Source organism: Pseudomonas sp. S60 (assembly GCF_016647865.1).
Classification (GTDB): domain Bacteria; phylum Pseudomonadota; class Gammaproteobacteria; order Pseudomonadales; family Pseudomonadaceae; genus Aquipseudomonas; species Aquipseudomonas parafulva.
This window is the reverse complement of sequence record NZ_JACVVH010000002.1, coordinates 168557-185106: the sequence shown is the minus strand read 5'-3', so window position 1 is coordinate 185106 and position 16550 is coordinate 168557. Positions and strand designations below refer to the sequence as shown.

17 protein-coding genes are annotated in these 16550 nt (G+C 62.9%); 13 read left to right on the top strand and 4 right to left on the bottom strand.

Annotated elements, in window-relative coordinates; translation table 11 throughout:
• Nucleotides 1-251: 251 nt before the first annotated feature.
• Together IAE33_RS01860 and purT are read left to right on the top strand one after the other, a co-directional pair.
• Nucleotides 252-719: a preQ0 transporter gene (locus IAE33_RS01860; RefSeq protein WP_201161866.1), complete on the top strand. Its 468-nt coding sequence runs from the start codon at nt 252-254 to the stop codon at nt 717-719.
• A gap of 76 nt (nt 720-795) precedes the next feature.
• Entirely contained in the window at nt 796-1977 is a 1182-nt protein-coding gene (gene purT, locus IAE33_RS01855) for a formate-dependent phosphoribosylglycinamide formyltransferase (protein ID WP_028634840.1), read from the top strand.
• A gap of 57 nt (nt 1978-2034) precedes the next feature.
• Here purT and IAE33_RS01850 read toward each other — a convergent pair whose 3' ends face one another.
• From IAE33_RS01850 to IAE33_RS01840, 3 genes are all read right to left on the bottom strand, one after another.
• A complete protein-coding gene (locus tag IAE33_RS01850; protein ID WP_201161865.1) occupies nt 2035-3336 on the bottom strand; it encodes an MFS transporter in 1302 nt (433 codons plus the stop codon).
• A 266-nt stretch (nt 3337-3602) separates the two neighbouring features.
• Nucleotides 3603-4805 carry a transporter associated domain-containing protein gene (locus IAE33_RS01845; protein WP_201161864.1) on the bottom strand — a complete coding sequence of 401 codons (1203 nt, stop codon included), beginning with the start codon at nt 4803-4805 and terminating at the stop codon, nt 3603-3605.
• 9 nt (nt 4806-4814) lie between these two features.
• Entirely contained in the window at nt 4815-5624 is an 810-nt protein-coding gene (locus IAE33_RS01840) for a cytochrome C assembly family protein (RefSeq protein ID WP_201161863.1), read from the bottom strand.
• A gap of 384 nt (nt 5625-6008) precedes the next feature.
• Between IAE33_RS01840 and ffh the strand changes: the two genes are divergently transcribed.
• From ffh to IAE33_RS01785, 11 genes are all read left to right on the top strand, one after another.
• Nucleotides 6009-7385 (top strand): signal recognition particle protein, encoded by a 1377-nt coding sequence (gene ffh / locus IAE33_RS01835; RefSeq protein WP_201161862.1) that lies wholly within the window; start codon nt 6009-6011, stop codon nt 7383-7385.
• A 249-nt stretch (nt 7386-7634) separates the two neighbouring features.
• Nucleotides 7635-7886, top strand: a complete 252-nt coding sequence (rpsP, locus tag IAE33_RS01830) for a 30S ribosomal protein S16 (protein ID WP_008094480.1) — start codon at nt 7635-7637, stop codon at nt 7884-7886.
• A 5-nt stretch (nt 7887-7891) separates the two neighbouring features.
• Entirely contained in the window at nt 7892-8428 is a 537-nt protein-coding gene (gene rimM, locus IAE33_RS01825) for a ribosome maturation factor RimM (RefSeq protein WP_201161861.1), read from the top strand.
• Between the two features lie 3 nt (nt 8429-8431).
• Nucleotides 8432-9184 carry a tRNA (guanosine(37)-N1)-methyltransferase TrmD gene (gene trmD, locus IAE33_RS01820; RefSeq protein ID WP_201161860.1) on the top strand — a complete coding sequence of 251 codons (753 nt, stop codon included), beginning with the start codon at nt 8432-8434 and terminating at the stop codon, nt 9182-9184.
• A gap of 42 nt (nt 9185-9226) precedes the next feature.
• Nucleotides 9227-9577, top strand: coding sequence for a 50S ribosomal protein L19 (gene rplS, locus IAE33_RS01815; protein WP_003252148.1), 351 nt, complete (start codon nt 9227-9229; stop codon nt 9575-9577).
• Nucleotides 9578-9741: 164 nt separating this feature from the next.
• Nucleotides 9742-10638, top strand: coding sequence for a site-specific tyrosine recombinase XerD (xerD, locus tag IAE33_RS01810; protein ID WP_201161859.1), 897 nt, complete (start codon nt 9742-9744; stop codon nt 10636-10638).
• Between the two features lie 153 nt (nt 10639-10791).
• Nucleotides 10792-11535: a thioredoxin fold domain-containing protein gene (locus IAE33_RS01805; protein ID WP_201161858.1), complete on the top strand. Its 744-nt coding sequence runs from the start codon at nt 10792-10794 to the stop codon at nt 11533-11535.
• An 83-nt stretch (nt 11536-11618) separates the two neighbouring features.
• A complete protein-coding gene (locus IAE33_RS01800; protein ID WP_028634849.1) occupies nt 11619-12923 on the top strand; it encodes a homoserine dehydrogenase in 1305 nt (434 codons plus the stop codon).
• A 260-nt stretch (nt 12924-13183) separates the two neighbouring features.
• Entirely contained in the window at nt 13184-14593 is a 1410-nt protein-coding gene (gene thrC, locus IAE33_RS01795; protein ID WP_028634850.1) for a threonine synthase, read from the top strand.
• Nucleotides 14594-14723: 130 nt separating this feature from the next.
• The gene (locus IAE33_RS01790; RefSeq protein ID WP_201161857.1) at nt 14724-15143 is read left to right on the top strand and encodes a response regulator; all 420 of its coding nucleotides are present in this window, start codon (nt 14724-14726) and stop codon (nt 15141-15143) included.
• Between the two features lie 79 nt (nt 15144-15222).
• Nucleotides 15223-15504 (top strand): DUF3509 domain-containing protein, encoded by a 282-nt coding sequence (locus tag IAE33_RS01785; RefSeq protein WP_028634852.1) that lies wholly within the window; start codon nt 15223-15225, stop codon nt 15502-15504.
• 139 nt (nt 15505-15643) lie between these two features.
• Here the strand turns inward: IAE33_RS01785 and IAE33_RS01780 are convergent, their stop codons facing one another.
• Nucleotides 15644-16549: a TIGR02285 family protein gene (locus IAE33_RS01780; protein WP_201161882.1), complete on the bottom strand. Its 906-nt coding sequence runs from the start codon at nt 16547-16549 to the stop codon at nt 15644-15646.
• Between the last annotated feature and the right edge of the window lies 1 nt (nt 16550).

Genomic DNA, 16550 nt, shown 5'->3' with positions numbered 1-16550 from the left:
CGCGAAGCAGGCAACGCGGTGTGTGGCACCGGCTTTGCCGGTGTTCGCGGCTGAAGCCGCTCCCACAAGATAGATGCCAGCGTTCAGAAATTTGGCAGACAGTTAATTCCACAGGCTTTTTAATCAACTAATCCGTACTGCGCTACCGTGCGGGCGGTGACTCAATAAGCAAACCATATTCCCTGTGGGAGCGGGTTTACCCGCGAACAAGCCAGCGGTAATCTGTGCGGCTTGCCCACCGATGACTCGCCATGCTTTATCTGATCGCCTACATCAGCAGCGTCGTGCTGATCAACTATGCCTTTTCCAGCGCCCCGAACCTGGACGTCATCTGGTCTGCATGGGGCGGGCTGGTGTTCATCCTGCGCGACATGGTGCAGACCCGCTTCGGCCATGGTGCGCTACTGGCCATGCTGGCCGCATTGGGACTGTCGTACGCTACGTCCGAGCCGGCCATCGCGCGGGCCCGCGCGACGGCGTTCTTCGTTTCCGAGCTGATCGACTGGCTGGTGTTCAGTGTCACCCGCCGGCCCCTGCGCGATCGCCTGTGGCTAAGCTCCGCGCTGAGCATCCCGGTGGACACGTTCATCTTCTTCGGCATGATCGGGGCGCTCACCCCGGCTGTGATAGGTACTGCCATGGCATCCAAGTTCGCCGGGGTCACGGCGGTGTGGTTGGCCATGGCATTTCGCGCCCGGCGGGCCGCTGTGGCGGGCTGATGGTGTAGAATATCGGTCCTTTTTCAGCGGGTGGCGCCTGGCATGGCGTGGCCCCGGATGCCTGCGAGGACCTGAAATGACCCGTATCGGAACCCCCTTGTCGCCTACCGCGACCCGTGTACTGCTGTGCGGCTGTGGCGAACTGGGCAAGGAAGTGGTGATCGAGCTTCAGCGCCTGGGCGTGGAAGTGATCGCCGTCGATCGCTACGCCAATGCCCCGGCCATGCAGGTGGCCCACCGCAGCCACGTGGTCAACATGCTCGATGGCGTGGCGCTGCGTGCGGTGATCGAGGCCGAGAAACCACACTATATCGTTCCGGAAATCGAGGCCATCGCCACCGCTACCCTGGTCGAGCTGGAAAATGAAGGCTTCAACGTGGTGCCCACCGCCCGTGCCACCCAGCTGACCATGAACCGCGAAGGCATCCGCCGCCTGGCGGCAGAAGACCTGGACCTGCCGACCTCGCCCTACCACTTCGCCGACACCTTCGAGGCCTACGCCGAGGCCGTGGCCGACGTCGGGTACCCCTGCGTGGTCAAGCCGGTGATGAGCTCGTCGGGCAAAGGCCAGAGCCTGCTGCGCAGCGACGCCGACCTGCAGGCTTCATGGGCCTATGCCCAGGAGGGCGGCCGTGCTGGCAAGGGGCGCGTGATCGTGGAAGGCTTCATCGACTTCGACTACGAAATCACCCTGCTGACCGTGCGGCACGTGGGCGGCACGACCTTCCTGGAGCCGGTGGGCCACCGCCAGGAGAAGGGCGACTATCAGGAGTCCTGGCAGCCGCAGGCCATGAGCCCCAAGGCACTTGCAGAGTCGCAGCGGGTGGCCAAGGCGGTCACCGATGCCCTGGGCGGGCGCGGCCTGTTTGGCGTGGAGCTGTTCGTGAAAGGCGACCAGGTGTGGTTCAGTGAGGTGTCGCCACGCCCTCACGACACCGGCCTGGTCACGCTGATTTCACAGGACTTGTCGCAGTTCGCCCTGCATGCCCGTGCCATTCTCGGCTTGCCGATCCCGGTGGTGCGCCAGTTCGGGCCGTCTGCCTCGGCGGTGATCCTGCCCGAGGGGCAGTCCCAGCAGACCAGCTTCGCCAACCTGGGCGCCGCACTGAGCGAGCCGGACACCGCGATCCGCCTGTTCGGCAAGCCGGAAATCAACGGCACGCGCCGCATGGGCGTATGCCTGGCGCGCGACGAGTCGGTAGAAGCGGCCCGGGCCAAGGCAACCCGCGCCTCCCAGGCAGTCAAGGTCGAATTCTGAGCCGCGCGCTGGCCTGCAGGTAGCTGCAAGGGGGCTGTGCCCCTTGCAGACCCACCCTTACAGCTCGCTGTCGCGGGTTTCTTTCAGGCACAGCACGGCGATCAGGCTGATCACTGCTGCGGCCGACACATACCCCCCCACCCAGCTCAAACCGCCCATGCTGACCAGTTTCTGGGCGAAGAACGGTGCTGCCGAGGCGCCGACGATACCGCCCAGGTTGTAGGCTGCCGAAGCACCGGTGTAGCGCACGTGGGTGGGGAACAGTTCCGGCAGCAAAGCCCCCATGGGCGCGAAGGTGACCCCCATCAGGAACAGCTCGATGGCCAGGAACAGCGCCACCCCGGCGGTGGAGCCGGAGGTCAGCAGCGGTTCCATGGCAAAACCGGATGCCACGGCCAGCAAGCCACCGACAATCAGCACCGGCTTGCGCCCGTAGCGGTCGCTGAGCCATGCCGACAGCGGTGTGGCCAGGGCCATGAACACCACGGCGAAGCACAACAGGCCCAGGAAGGTTTCGCGGCTGTAGCCCAGGGTGGTGACGCCGTAGCTCAGCGAGAACACGGTCGAGATGTAGAACAGCGCGTAGCACACCACCATGGCCGCAGCGCCCAGCAAGGTGGGCATCCAGTATCTGGAGAACAGGTCCACCACTGGCATTTTCACCCGTTCATGGCGCGCCACGGCCTTGGCAAACACTGGGCTTTCCTCAAGCTTCAGCCTCACGTACAGCCCCACCAACACCAGCGCGGCGCTGAGCAGGAACGGGATGCGCCAGCCCCATTCGCGGAACTGCTCGTCGCTGAGCACCAGGGCCAGGGTCAGGAACAGGCCATTGGCGGCCAGGAAGCCGATCGATGGCCCCAGCTGCGGGAACATGCCGAACCAGGCGCGTTTGCCCGGCGGTGCGTTTTCCGTGGCCAGCAGCGCGGCGCCGCCCCATTCCCCACCCAGGCCCAGGCCCTGCCCAAAGCGCAGCAGGCAGAGGATGATCGGCGCCCATACGCCAATGCTGTCATAGCCCGGCAAGATGCCGATGGCGGTGGTGGACACACCCATCAGCAGCAGCGAGGCGACCAGGGTCGACTTGCGGCCGATGCGGTCGCCAAAGTGGCCGAACAGCGCCGAGCCCAACGGCCGCGCCAGGAAGGCGATACCGAAGGTAAGAAACGCCGCCAGCATCTGCGCCGTACCGGAGCCGGACGGGAAGAACACTGGGCCGATCACCAGGGCCGCAGCCGTGGCGTAGACGTAAAAATCGTAGAACTCGATGGCGGTGCCGATGAAGCTTGCGGTGGCCACCCGTGCGGGGGAGTTGACCGGCGCACTGGGCGCCTGGGCATAGGTGCTGCTGGTAGTCATGCGTGAGTCCCTGACAGTCTGGCCGGGCGCCATCAGCGTTGCGTGCGCCTGTGGGTTTGGCACGGGCACGGGCGATAAGCGCCGGAGCGTTTTGTTGTTGTCTGCGCCAGACTGACGATGGGCCAGGGGGGTGAGGGCGGGGCGGGCACTGTTCGGGGTGTTGAAGCAGAACCGCTGGGCGTATCAGTCAGGCGGACTGGCCGTGAACCACCGGGTGCGGGTAGCTGGCGGGACGGCGGGGCTGGGTAAGCGTGACCGCAGTATAGCTACCGGGTCACGGTCCATACCAGTACCTTGCTGGCGCAGTTGTCTTCTGTTTCGAGGATTTCCAGGCGGTAGCGGCCGATTTTCAGGCACACCGCGCTGGCCGGTATGCTTTCCAGGGCTTCGGTGACCAGCCCGTTGAGGGTTTTCGGCCCGCCATCGCAGGGCAGGTGCCAACCCAGGGTGCGGTTGATCTCGCGCAGGGAGGCTGCGCCGTCGATCACGCAGGTACCGTCGGCCTGCTTGTGCACATGGGGGTTGTCCAGGCTCTGCTCGTCTTCGAACTCACCGACGATCTCTTCAAGGATGTCTTCCAGGGTGACGATGCCCAGCACCTCGCCGTACTCGTCCACCACCACGCCCAGGCGCCTCTGCTGCTTGTGGAAGTTGAGCAGTTGCAGGTTCAGGGGCGTGCTTTCGGGGACGAAGTACGGCTCGTAGCAGGCGTCACGCAGCGCTTGCAGGGTCAGGCTACCGTGGGGCAGCAGGTGGCTGATCAGCTTGGTATTGAGGACCGCCTCGACCTGGTTGATATCGTTGTGATAGACCGGCAGGCGGGTGTGACGGCTGACAATCAGTTGTTCGCTGATACGTTCGATCGGGTCATCGAGGTTGATGCCGTCTACCTCGTTGCGCGGCACCAGGATGTCGTTGACGGTGATCTTGTCCAGTGACTGCATGCCGTCCAGCAGGCCCCGGCGAGGTGCGTCGTGTTCGTCGTCTTCATCGAAGGGGTCCGCTTGCTGCGGGTGCAGCGCCACGGCGGCGGGTTGCAGGCGAAACGGGCGCAACAACAGCTTTGCGCAGCCATCGAGTAGCCAGGCCAGTGGCTGTAGCACCGCCAGTGGCATCTGCAGCAGGCTGGCGCCCAGGCTCACGAACGCCTGCGGGCTGCGGCGGGCAAGCCGGCGCGGCAGGTATTCGGCGAATACCAGCAGGGCAGCGGCGGCAGCCAGGCCTGCCAGCCAGAAGCCATGGTCACCGCCCTCGCGCAGGCCGATCAGGCAGGCAAGGGCGAGCACCAGCAGCTTGCCCAGGCTGGCGCACAACACCAGCGCCGCGCCGGGCAGGGCAGGCTGCCCGTCCCCCTCGGCCTGCTGTGCGGCTGGGTGTGTGCGGGCGGCCTCGACGGCAGTGAACAGGGCGGACCACAGCAGCGCCAGTGCCGAAGTGCCGAGTAGCGGTGCGTACGGCAGGATGTTCATGGGTGGCCGTCAGATGTGCAGGATGAATTCACGGACCAGCTTGCTGCCGAAATAGGCCAGCATCAGCAGGCAGAAACCTGCCAGCGTCCAGCGAATGGCCTTGTGGCCACGCCAGCCCAGGCGGGTTCTGCCCCACAGCAGCACACTGAATACCACCCAGGCCACGCAGGCCAGCAGCGTCTTGTGCACCAGGTGCTGGGCGAACAGGTTGTCCAGGAACAGCCAGCCAGAAATCAGCGACAGCGACAGCAGGCACCAGCCTGCCCAGAGAAAGCCGAACAGCAGGCTTTCCATGGTCTGCAAGGGCGGGAAGTTGCGAATCAGCCCGGACGGGTGCTTGTTTTTCAGCTGGCGGTCCTGCACCAGCAGCAACAGCGACTGGAACACCGCGATGGTGAACAGCCCATACGCCAGGATCGACAGCAGGATGTGCGCAAGAATGCCGGGTTCTTCGTCGATCAGCGGCACCGTGCCGGGTGGCGCGAATTGCGCCAGCAGCGCGGTCACAGCCCCCAGGGGGAACAGCAGCACCAGGAGGTTTTCCACGGGGATGCTGATGCAGGCCAGCAAGGTCAGGGCGATGACCGCCACTGCGATCAGGCTGGCTGCGCTGAAGAAGTCCAGGCTCAGGCCCAGCGGCGTGATCAGCTGGAAGAACAGCGCGCCGCCCTGGGCGAGCACCGCAATTGTGCCCAGCAGGGCAGGCAGGCGTCTGTCGGCCTTGCGGCCCTTGGCCAGGGCCGAGCCCTGGTAGATGGCCGCAACGGTGTACAGCACGGCAGCGATCAGGTTGGGGATGAGGCTGGGAGAGGAGAACATAAGTCCTGGTTGGCGAGCCCTAAAGAGACGGAGTTTGGCATAGCCCGCTGCAAGCTGCACCTTTGAGCTGCAAGCTTTGAGCGACAAGCTGCAAGAAAAAGCAGCCGTCACGCGCGCCAGCTCCTTCTTGTAGCTTATCGCTTGCGGTTCGCAAGCCAAACGGGCGAGCGGCAAGCTTTAAGCTGCAAGCTGCAAGAAAAAGCAGCCCGCACGCGCATCGGCTCTTGCTTGCAGCTTGCAGCTTGCAGCTTGCCGCTCGGAAGCCGAGGTGTGCGGCGGCGCTGCACTTCGCTATAATCGCCGCCTTGCTGCGCCTGGCGGGTCTGTATTTGCTCCCCCGGCGCCTGACAAACCTCGGCTTCTACTGGGCCTGAAAGGATCACCATGTTCGAAAACCTGACCGACCGCCTGTCACAGACGCTGCGCCATGTTACCGGCAAGGCCAAGCTGACCGAAGACAACATCAAGGACACGCTGCGCGAAGTGCGCATGGCCTTGCTCGAGGCCGACGTTGCCCTGCCGGTGGTGAAGGATTTCGTCAATAGCGTCAAGGAGCGTGCGGTCGGCACCGAGGTGTCGCGTAGCCTTACCCCGGGCCAGGCCTTCGTCAAGATCGTTCAGGCCGAACTCGAAAGCCTGATGGGCGCGGCCAACGAAGACCTCGCGCTCAACGCGGCCCCGCCCGCCGTGGTGCTCATGGCTGGCCTGCAGGGCGCGGGCAAGACCACCACCGCCGGCAAGCTGGCGCGCTTCCTCAAGGAGCGCAAGAAGAAGAGCGTGATGGTGGTCTCGGCCGACGTTTACCGCCCGGCAGCGATCAAGCAGCTCGAAACCCTGGCCAATGACATCGGGGTTACCTTCTTCCCCTCCGATATCAGCCAGAAGCCGGTGGCCATCGCCGAAGCGGCCATCCGTGAAGCCAAGCTGAAGTTCATCGACGTGGTCATCGTCGATACCGCCGGCCGCCTGCACATCGACGCCGACATGATGGCCGAGATCAAGGCCCTGCACGCTGCAGTGAAGCCGATCGAGACCCTGTTCGTGGTCGACGCCATGACCGGCCAGGACGCCGCCAACACCGCCAAGGCCTTCGGCGAAGCACTGCCGCTGACCGGTGTTGTGCTGACCAAGGTGGACGGCGATGCCCGCGGTGGTGCGGCGCTGTCGGTGCGCGCCATCACCGGCAAGCCGATCAAGTTCATCGGTATGGGCGAGAAGAGCGAAGCGCTCGAACCGTTCTACCCAGACCGTGTGGCTTCGCGCATCCTCGGCATGGGCGACGTGCTCAGCCTGATCGAGCAGGCCGAACAGACCATCGACAAGGCCAAGGCCGACAAGCTGGCCAAGAAGCTGAAGAAGGGCAAGGGCTTCGACCTCGAAGACTTCCGCGACCAGCTGCAACAGATGAAGAACATGGGCGGCCTGGGTGGCCTGATGGACAAGCTGCCGAGCATCGGTGGCGTCAACCTGTCGCAGATGGGCGGTGCTCAAGGGGCGGCCGAGAAGCAGTTCAAGCAGATGGAGGCGATCATCAACTCCATGACCCCTGCCGAGCGTCGTGACCCCGACCTGATCAGTGGTTCGCGCAAGCGCCGCATCGCGCTGGGTTCCGGCACCCAGGTGCAAGACATCGGCCGCCTGATCAAGCAGCACAAGCAAATGCAGAAGATGATGAAGAAGTTTTCTGCCAAGGGCGGTATGGCCAAGATGATGCGCGGCCTGGGCGGCATGCTGCCAGGCGGCGGCATGCCGAAGCTGTAAACCCTGTTCAGAGCGCCTGCCCCTCATCGGGCAGGCGCCCAGAACCCCCGCCGTGGCGGGGGCAACGGCCGCGCAAGGCGCGGCTTATAACGGCAAATCCGGACGGCGTGGCGAGGCCAGGCCGAAAAAGGCATTTGCAAATGTCCGTGTATTCCCTGAGAATATGCGGCCTTTTGGGCACCCGTGTGCCTATTTGGCATTCAGATTTGCAGTACAAACTGCAGCACCGACTATAGGAACGATGTTCACATGGTAACCATTCGTCTGGCCCGTGGCGGCTCGAAAAAGCGCCCTTTCTACCACCTGACCGTGACCAACTCGCGTAACGCCCGTGACGGCCGTTTCGTTGAGCGCGTTGGCTTCTTCAACCCGATCGCATCGGGCGCCGAAGTCAAGCTGTCGGTCAACCAAGAGCGCGTCACCTACTGGCTGAGCCAGGGCGCACAGCCGTCTGAGCGCGTTGCTCAGCTGCTGAAGGACGCTGCCAAGGCTGCCGCCTGAGCAGTATGAACGCGACGCCAGAAAAGGCTGACGACCTCATCGTCGTTGGCAAGATTTTTTCGGTTCACGGCGTTCGCGGCGAGGTGAAGGTGTACTCCTTTACCGATCCGATTGAAAACCTGTTGGATTATCCCGGCTGGACGCTTCGGCACGAAGGCAAGGTAAAGCAGGTCGAGCAGGTCAGCGGTCGTGGCTCCCAAAAGGGCCTGGTCGTGAAGCTTAAAGGCCTCGATGATCGTGATGAAGCCCGGCTTCTCAGCGGTTACGAAATCTGCATTGCGCGGAGCCTTTTGCCCAACCTGGCTGCCGACGAGTACTACTGGTACCAGTTGGTAGGTCTGAAGGTCATCAACCAGGACGAACAGCTGTTCGGCACGGTCGATCACCTGTTGGAGACCGGTGCGAACGATGTAATGGTGGTCAAACCCTGCGCAGGCAGCCTGGATGATCGCGAGCGTCTGTTGCCCTATACGGCGCAATGCGTGCTCAACGTCGACCTGGAAGCAGGCGTGATGCGGGTTGAATGGGACGCGGACTTCTAGACGATGGGTAACCTTCGCGTAGACGTCATCACGTTGTTCCCCGAGATGTTCTCGGCCATCACGGAGTACGGCATTACCAGCCGCGCGGTGAAACAGGGGTTGCTTCAGGTGACTTGCTGGAACCCGCGGGACTACACCACAGATCGTCACCATACGGTAGATGATCGGCCGTTTGGCGGTGGTCCGGGCATGGTGATGAAAATCAAGCCTCTGGAAGATGCACTGGTCAACGCCAGGCAGGCAACCGGAGCAGCGGCGAAGGTGATCTACCTCTCGCCACAAGGCCGCAAGCTGACTCAGCAGGCGGTCAAAGGCCTGGCCAAACAGGAATCGTTGATCCTGATCGCCGGTCGTTATGAAGGCATTGACGAGCGCTTTATCGAGGCTCATGTCGATGAGGAGTGGTCGATTGGCGACTATGTGCTTTCCGGTGGCGAGCTGCCGGCCATGGTACTGATCGATGCGGTTACACGGCTGCTGCCCGGAGCTTTAGGGCATGTGGACTCGGCGGAGGAAGATTCTTTCACCGACGGTCTGCTGGATTGCCCGCACTACACCCGGCCTGAGGTGTATGCGGATCAGCGTGTTCCCGACGTGTTGCTAAGTGGCAACCATGCACACATCCGGCGTTGGAGAATGAAGCAGTCCCTTGGTAGGACCTTCGAACGACGCGCCGATCTTCTGGAAAGTCGCTCACTTTCTGGAGAAGAGAAGAAGCTGCTCGAGGAATACCTCCGCGAGCGGGACGATAGTTAAACGTATCGATGGTGGATCGCGTATCCATCTTAGGAGCACAGCATGACCAACAAGATCATCCAGCAGCTCGAAGCAGAGCAGATGAGCAAGGAAATCCCGACCTTCGCACCAGGCGACACCGTTGTCGTCCAGGTTAAAGTGAAGGAAGGTGAGCGTTCCCGTCTGCAGGCGTTCGAAGGCGTTGTTATCGCCAAGCGCAACCGCGGCCTGAACAGCGCCTTCACCGTGCGCAAGATCTCCAGCGGTGTGGGTGTTGAGCGTACTTTCCAGACCTACAGCCCGCAAATCGACAGCCTGGCCGTGAAACGTCGTGGTGACGTGCGTAAAGCCAAGCTGTACTACCTGCGCGACCTGTCCGGCAAAGCCGCTCGCATCAAGGAAAAACTGTCCTGAGTACAGTTTGCCCGGTGGCAAACGCCGCCTAGCGAGAAAAAAGCAGCCTTCGGGCTGCTTTTTTGCTTTTTGTAACCCTGTTGGCTCCTTGCATCGACGGGTGAAGACAACCCGCCAGCCGCTGTGAAACACTAGCCCCTTCTTTGTAACCCAGCAGCCCCCGAATGCCCGCCCTGGACCACCCCCTGATCGACGCGTTTCTCGATGCCCTGTGGCTGGAAAAAGGCCTGTCTGATAACACCCGGGTTTCCTACCGAAGCGATCTGGCCCTGTTCAACGGCTGGCTGCATGAGCGTGGCATCAGCCTGCCCGACGCGGGGCGCGAACTGATTCTCGACCACCTGGCCTGGCGCCTGGACCAAGGCTACAAACCGCGTTCCACTGCACGCTTTCTGTCTGGCCTGCGAGGCTTTTACCGGTACTTGCTGCGGGAGAAGCAGGTGGCCGTGGACCCGACGCTGCAGGTGGACATGCCGCAGCTGGGCAGGCCGTTGCCCAAGTCTCTGTCCGAGGCAGATGTCGAGGCCCTGCTGCAGGCCCCCGACCTGGGGGAGGCCATCGGCCAGCGCGACCGGGCCATGCTTGAGGTGCTGTATGCCTGTGGCCTGCGTGTGACCGAACTGATCAGCCTGGCCTTGGACCAGATAAACCTGCGCCAGGGTGTGCTGCGGGTGATGGGCAAGGGCAACAAGGAGCGCCTGGTGCCCATGGGTGAGGAGGCGGTGGTATGGCTTGAGCGCTACCTGCGCGATGGCCGCGGCGAGCTGCTCAGTGGCCGGCCCAGCGATGTGCTTTTCCCGAGCCTGCGCGGTGAGCAGATGACTCGCCAGACCTTCTGGCACCGTATCAAGCACCATGCCCGGGTGGCCGGGATCGACAAGCCGCTGTCGCCCCATACCCTGCGCCACGCGTTTGCCACCCACCTGCTCAACCACGGTGCCGACCTGCGTGTGGTACAGATGCTGCTGGGCCACAGCGACCTGTCCACCACCCAGATCTACACCCACGTGGCCAAGGCACGCCTTCAGCAACTGCATGCCCAGCACCACCCCCGTGGATGAATGTTTTTCATGTTCCGCTGGCCGGCACCCTGCAGGGCCCTTAAACAGGGGCGTGATGTGGTAGGCTTGGCCGGTTTGCACCAAGGACCGCACGGTCACCGCGTTTTCCCGCAGGTGACGCCCTCCGGTCCCTGTCCGCCCTCAGGAGTTCCCATGCGCGTGACCCAGTTTTTCGCCGCCGCCGCGATGGCGCTGGCCAGCACCTTCGCCGCTGCTGCGGCCACCGACAGCAATACCGGTGCCGAGCAGGCTATTCGCAAGTCGTTGCAAAACCTTGAATTGGAAGTGCCTGTAGAAAGCGTTGCCAGCAGCCCGCTCAGTGGCCTGTATGAAGTCAAGCTGCAGGGTGGCCGTGTGCTGTATGCCAGCGCCGATGGCCAGTTCGTGATGCAGGGCTATCTGTTCCAGATCCAGGACGGTAAGCCGGTCAACCTGACCGAGAAAACCGAGCGCATGGGCATTGCCAAGCTCATCAATGGCATCCCGGCTGCCGAGATGGTGGTTTACCCCGCCAAGGGCGAAACCAAATCGCACATCACCGTGTTCACCGACACCACCTGCCCGTACTGCCACAAGCTGCACGCCGAGGTGCCCGAGCTGAACCGCCGCGGCATCGAGGTACGCTATGTGGCGTTCCCGCGTCAGGGGCTGAATTCGCCAGGCGACCAGCAACTGCAGGCCGTGTGGTGTTCCAGTGACCGTCGTGCGGCCATGGACAAGATGGTGGAAGGCAAGGAAATCAAGGCGGCCAAGTGCGCCAACCCGGTCAGCAAGCAGTTCCAGCTGGGCCAGTCGATCGGTGTCAATGGCACACCAGCCATTGTGCTGGAGAGCGGGCAGGTCATTCCGGGCTACCAGCCGGCACCGCAAGTGGCCAAGCTGGCACTGGCCAAGTAATTCAGTTCAATGCGCCGTCGTCATGGGGTGACGGCATGTTTCACGGTCGGCAAGGGTGTCGACCGTTCTATGGGGAGTTCACAGTGAAACCGGTCAAAGTAGGCATCTGTGGGTTGGGGACCGTCGGTGGCGGAACCTTCAATGTACTTCAGCGCAACGCCGAGGAGATTGCCCGCCGTGCCGGGCGCGGTATTGAAGTGGCACAGATTGCCATGCGCTCGCAGAACCCGAACTGCCAGATTACCGGTACCCCCATTACCGCTGACGTGTTCGAAGTTGCCTGCAACCCGGAGATCGATATTGTCATCGAACTGATCGGCGGCTACACCGTGGCCCGTGACCTGGTGCTCAAGGCCATCGAGAACGGCAAGCACGTGGTCACCGCCAACAAGGCGCTGATTGCTGTACATGGCAACGAAATATTCGCCAAGGCCCGCGAGAACGGTGTGATCGTGGCCTTCGAGGCCGCCGTGGCGGGTGGCATCCCGGTGATCAAGGCCATCCGCGAAGGCCTGTCGGCCAACCGCATCAACTGGCTGGCTGGCATCATCAACGGCACCGGCAACTTCATCCTCACCGAAATGCGTGAGAAAGGCCGTGCCTTCCCCGACGTGCTGGCCGAGGCCCAGGCCCTGGGTTATGCCGAAGCCGACCCCACTTTCGATGTGGAAGGGATCGACGCCGCGCACAAGCTGACCATCCTGGCGTCCATCGCGTTCGGTATTCCGCTGCAGTTCGACAAGGCCTACACCGAAGGCATCACCCAGTTGACTACCGCCGACGTGAACTACGCCGAAGCCTTGGGCTACCGCATCAAGCACCTGGGCATGGCGCGCCGCACTGCAGAAGGCATCGAGCTGCGCGTGCACCCCACGCTGATCCCGGCCGACCGCCTGATCGCCAACGTCAATGGTGTGATGAACGCCGTGATGGTGAACGGTGATGCGGCCGGGTCTACCCTCTACTACGGTGCCGGCGCCGGCATGGAGCCGACCGCTTCGTCGGTGGTCGGCGACCTGGTGGACGTGGTGCGTGCCATGACGTCCGACCCGGAAAACCGCGTGCCGCACCTGGCCTTCCAGCCAGATTCGCTGTCGGCCCACCCGATCCTGCCGATCGAAGCCTGCAAGAGCGCCTACTACTTGCGTATCCAGGCCAAGGACCACCCGGGCGTACTGGCCCAGGTGGCCAGCATCCTCTCGGAGCGTGGCATCAACATCGAGTCGATCATGCAGAAGGAAGCCGAGGAGCAGGACGGCCTGGTGCCGATGATCCTGCTGACCCACGGTGTGGTCGAGCAGCGCATCAACGACGCCATTGTCGCCCTGGAGGCGCTCCAGGACGTCGTCGGTAACGTGGTACGTATCCGCGTCGAACAGCTCAACTAAGCGGCAAGCCTCAAGCTGCAAGCTGCAAGTAAAAGCAGGGCGGTGTTGAGGCTTCAATAGAGTACATTTGCGGTAAAAGTGAGAAGCAGAGCTAGAGAGCAACGCCGGTCGGCTTGTCTTGTAGCTTGCGGCTCACAGCTTGCCGCTCGTCAGAGTAGATTTGCGGCAACGGTGAGAAGCACAGCGCAAAAGCAACGCCGGTCGGCTTGTTCTTGCAGCTTGCAGCTCACAACTTGCCGCTCAAACCAAAGGTTTGCCCCATGCGCTATATCAGTACCCGTGGCCAGGCACCGGCCCTCAACTTCGAAGACGTGCTGCTCGCAGGCCTCGCCACCGACGGCGGCTTGTACGTGCCAGAGAACCTGCCACGTTTCACCCAGGAAGAAATCGCTTCCTGGGCCGGCCTGCCGTACCACGAACTGGCATTCCGCGTAATGCGCCCATTCGTCCAGGGCAGCATCGCCGACGCCGACTTCAAGAAAATCCTCGAGGAAACCTACGGTGAGTTCGCTCACGCCGCCGTGGCGCCACTGCGCCAGCTGAACAGCAACGAGTGGGTGCTGGAGTTGTTCCACGGCCCCACCCTGGCGTTCAAGGACTTCGCCCTGCAACTGCTTGGCCGCCTGCTTGATCATGTGCTGGCCAAGCGCAACGAGCGTGTGGTGATCATCGGCGCCACCAGTGGCGATACCGGGTCTGCGGCCATCGAAGGCTGCCGCCGTTGCGATAACGTCGACATCTTCATCCTGCACCCGCACCAGCGTGTGTCGGAAGTACAACGTCGGCAGATGACCACCATCTTTGGCGAGAACATTCACAACATCGCCATCGAAGGCAACTTCGACGACTGCCAGGAAATGGTCAAGGCGAGCTTCGCCGACCAGTCGTTCCTCAAGGGCACCCGCCTGGTGGCTGTGAACTCGATCAACTGGGCGCGGATCATGGCCCAGATCGTCTACTACTTCCATGCAGCCCTGCAGCTTGGCGGCCCGGCGCGTTCGGTAGCGTTTTCTGTGCCCACCGGCAACTTCGGCGACATCTTCGCGGGTTACCTGGCACGCAACATGGGCCTGCCGATCAGCCAACTGGTGGTGGCTACCAACCGCAACGACATCCTGCACCGCTTCATGAGCGGCAACCAGTACGTCAAGGAAACCCTGCACGCCACGCTGTCGCCGTCGATGGACATCATGGTTTCGTCCAACTTCGAGCGCCTGCTGTTCGACCTGCACGGTCGCAACGGGGCAGCGATTGCCGAACTGATGGCCAACTTCAGGCAGGGTGGCGGTTTCAGCGTGGAGCAGGACCGCTGGACCGAAGCGCGCAAGCTGTTCGATTCGCTGGCCGTGACTGACGAGCAGACCTGCCAGACCATCGCCGATGTGTTCGCCAGCACCGGCGAAGTGCTTGACCCACACACGGCCATTGGTGTGAAAGCGGGCCGCGAGTGCCGTCGCAGCCTGGACACGCCGATGGTGGTGCTGGGCACGGCGCACCCGGTCAAATTCCCCGAGGCTGTCGAGCAGGCCGGGGTCGGCAAGGCGCTGGAGCTGCCGGTGCACCTCAGCGACCTGTTCAGCCGCGAGGAGCGCTGCACGGTACTGGCCAATGACCTGAAGGCTGTCCAGGCCTTCGTCAGCCAGCACGGCAACCGCGGCAAGCCGTTGTAACCCTCGGCGCATCGGGGCTGCCAGTCAGCCCCGATGCCTCAGGTATTTCCTGGGGTGGTTTCAGACGCGTCCTATTCTGGCTGGCGTTCGTCCAGCCTAGATTAGCCGGTCCTCTCAACAGGAGCGGCTCATGTACCAGCCCCATGTGTTGATTCACCAGGCACGCCCATCGCATCAGATTCTTCTGCACCAAGCGCTCAATGCCCAGGGCATCTTCCAGGTTCGCATCAGCGAGAACACTGCCGAACTTAACGCTTGTCTGTCGGCCGTGCGGTGCCCTGACCTGGTGATCGTCGATCACGCCATGCCCACCCGCACCGGCTTGGCCCTGCTCAAGAAACTGCCCGCCGCCTGCCCGGTGGTGTTTGTGGGCAGCGCTGGGCCAAGGCGGCGCGACCTAGCCCAGGAAGCCCGAGGCGTGGGCTTGTGCGTGCTGGCCGAGCTGCCATGGCCGGTATCGACGCCAGCCTTGCAAAACGCGCTGCAAACCCTGCAGCAGCGCCCATGGCGGGGTATTCAAACTGTCACAAACACACCGCATGCTCACTGAAACGGCCACGGCGTGACGAACTTTCCGCTGCGCGCGCTGGTCTGCTTTCAGTACCCCCACCACCCAGCGAGTGTTCCGGATGGAAAGAATCTGCAGACTGCTCAACCAAGCACTGGCCCCTTACCAGGCTCAACTCAGCCTCGCCGATGAACGCGGCAACCGCCAGCTGACTGTTCACGATCACCTGGCCGGCATTACCTTGCAGCGCACGGTCAGTGAGTTCCAGTTGCAAGAACAGCGCCTGCTGGTGGACCTGGTGGATGGCCTGCACCGTGACTTGCAGATCGCCGAAGGGCGTTTGCAGCCCTGTGTGATTGCAGCCCTGCAGCAACGTCAGCAGCCCCAGGGAACCTTTGCCTGAGGTGTTCATCGAATGTTTCAGTGCAGCCAGCCAATGCTTCGCTCCCGTGTTGGCTGATACTGCCCCGTAAAGCCCCAGGGCTTTCGCTTGACCCCGGACGTACCTCCCCCCGCGTCCGGGGTTTCTTTTTGCCTGCGGTTTAACGGGCTTCAAGGGGTGGCTGATGCTCAGTGAAGAACTGCCTGCTCTGTTCGAGATAGTCTTCCTGTTCCACCGGCGCCAGCCAGCGAGCGTACGCACGGGGCAGCACCTCGCGGCGCAATGCTGGCAGCAACTGGTCGATACGCGCCACCGCAGCGCGTCCCAACGGGGTATCCGAACAGCCTACATGCAGGAACTGATAGGGGTTCACCCCCTGGATGGGATGGAACTGGTAATCCGCCAGCGACCCACCTTGCTGCTGGATCAGGTAGCGCACTTCAGGCCAGTAACCCAATACCAGGCGCAACCGCCCCAGGTGTTGCATCTGCAACAGGTTGGCGGTGGCTTCGGTGCCGTAGTGTCGGCTCAGGGCCGCATCGGGCAACTGGCGTAGCGTGTGGTCGATCAGCGTGCCATAGCTACGCTCGGCAACCACGCCCAGCTTGAGTGAGGTGCGGCTCATCAGCCCCAGCAGGTCCACGGCATCGCCGTCGAGGTAGGGCGCAATCAGCGGTTGGCTTTCCTTCAGTGACACCAGGCCACTGGTACGCACGCCCAGCATCGGGATGGAAAAATGCACGTAACGGGCACGTTCGGCCGTCCACAGCAGCATCGGGTCGCAGGTGAAGGTGGCTGGGTCCTGCAGCATCTGGATGCCACGGGCACGGTTGACCCGCAGAACGTCGTGGTCGTATTCGGGCATGTGTTCGATCAATTGCGGGAGCAGTTGATCGATAACGCCGTGGCCTGTTTCAGGGCCCTCGAATACGGTAAAGGGCGGCAGGTCGCGCACCAGCCATAGCAAGCGCTCACGCGCTGCGGCTGGCTGGCAGAGCAGCGTGGGCAGCAAGCCGCACAGCAGGGCGAGCCTGGCGAGGCTACCCCTGCAGCAGGGGCGGGCCAGG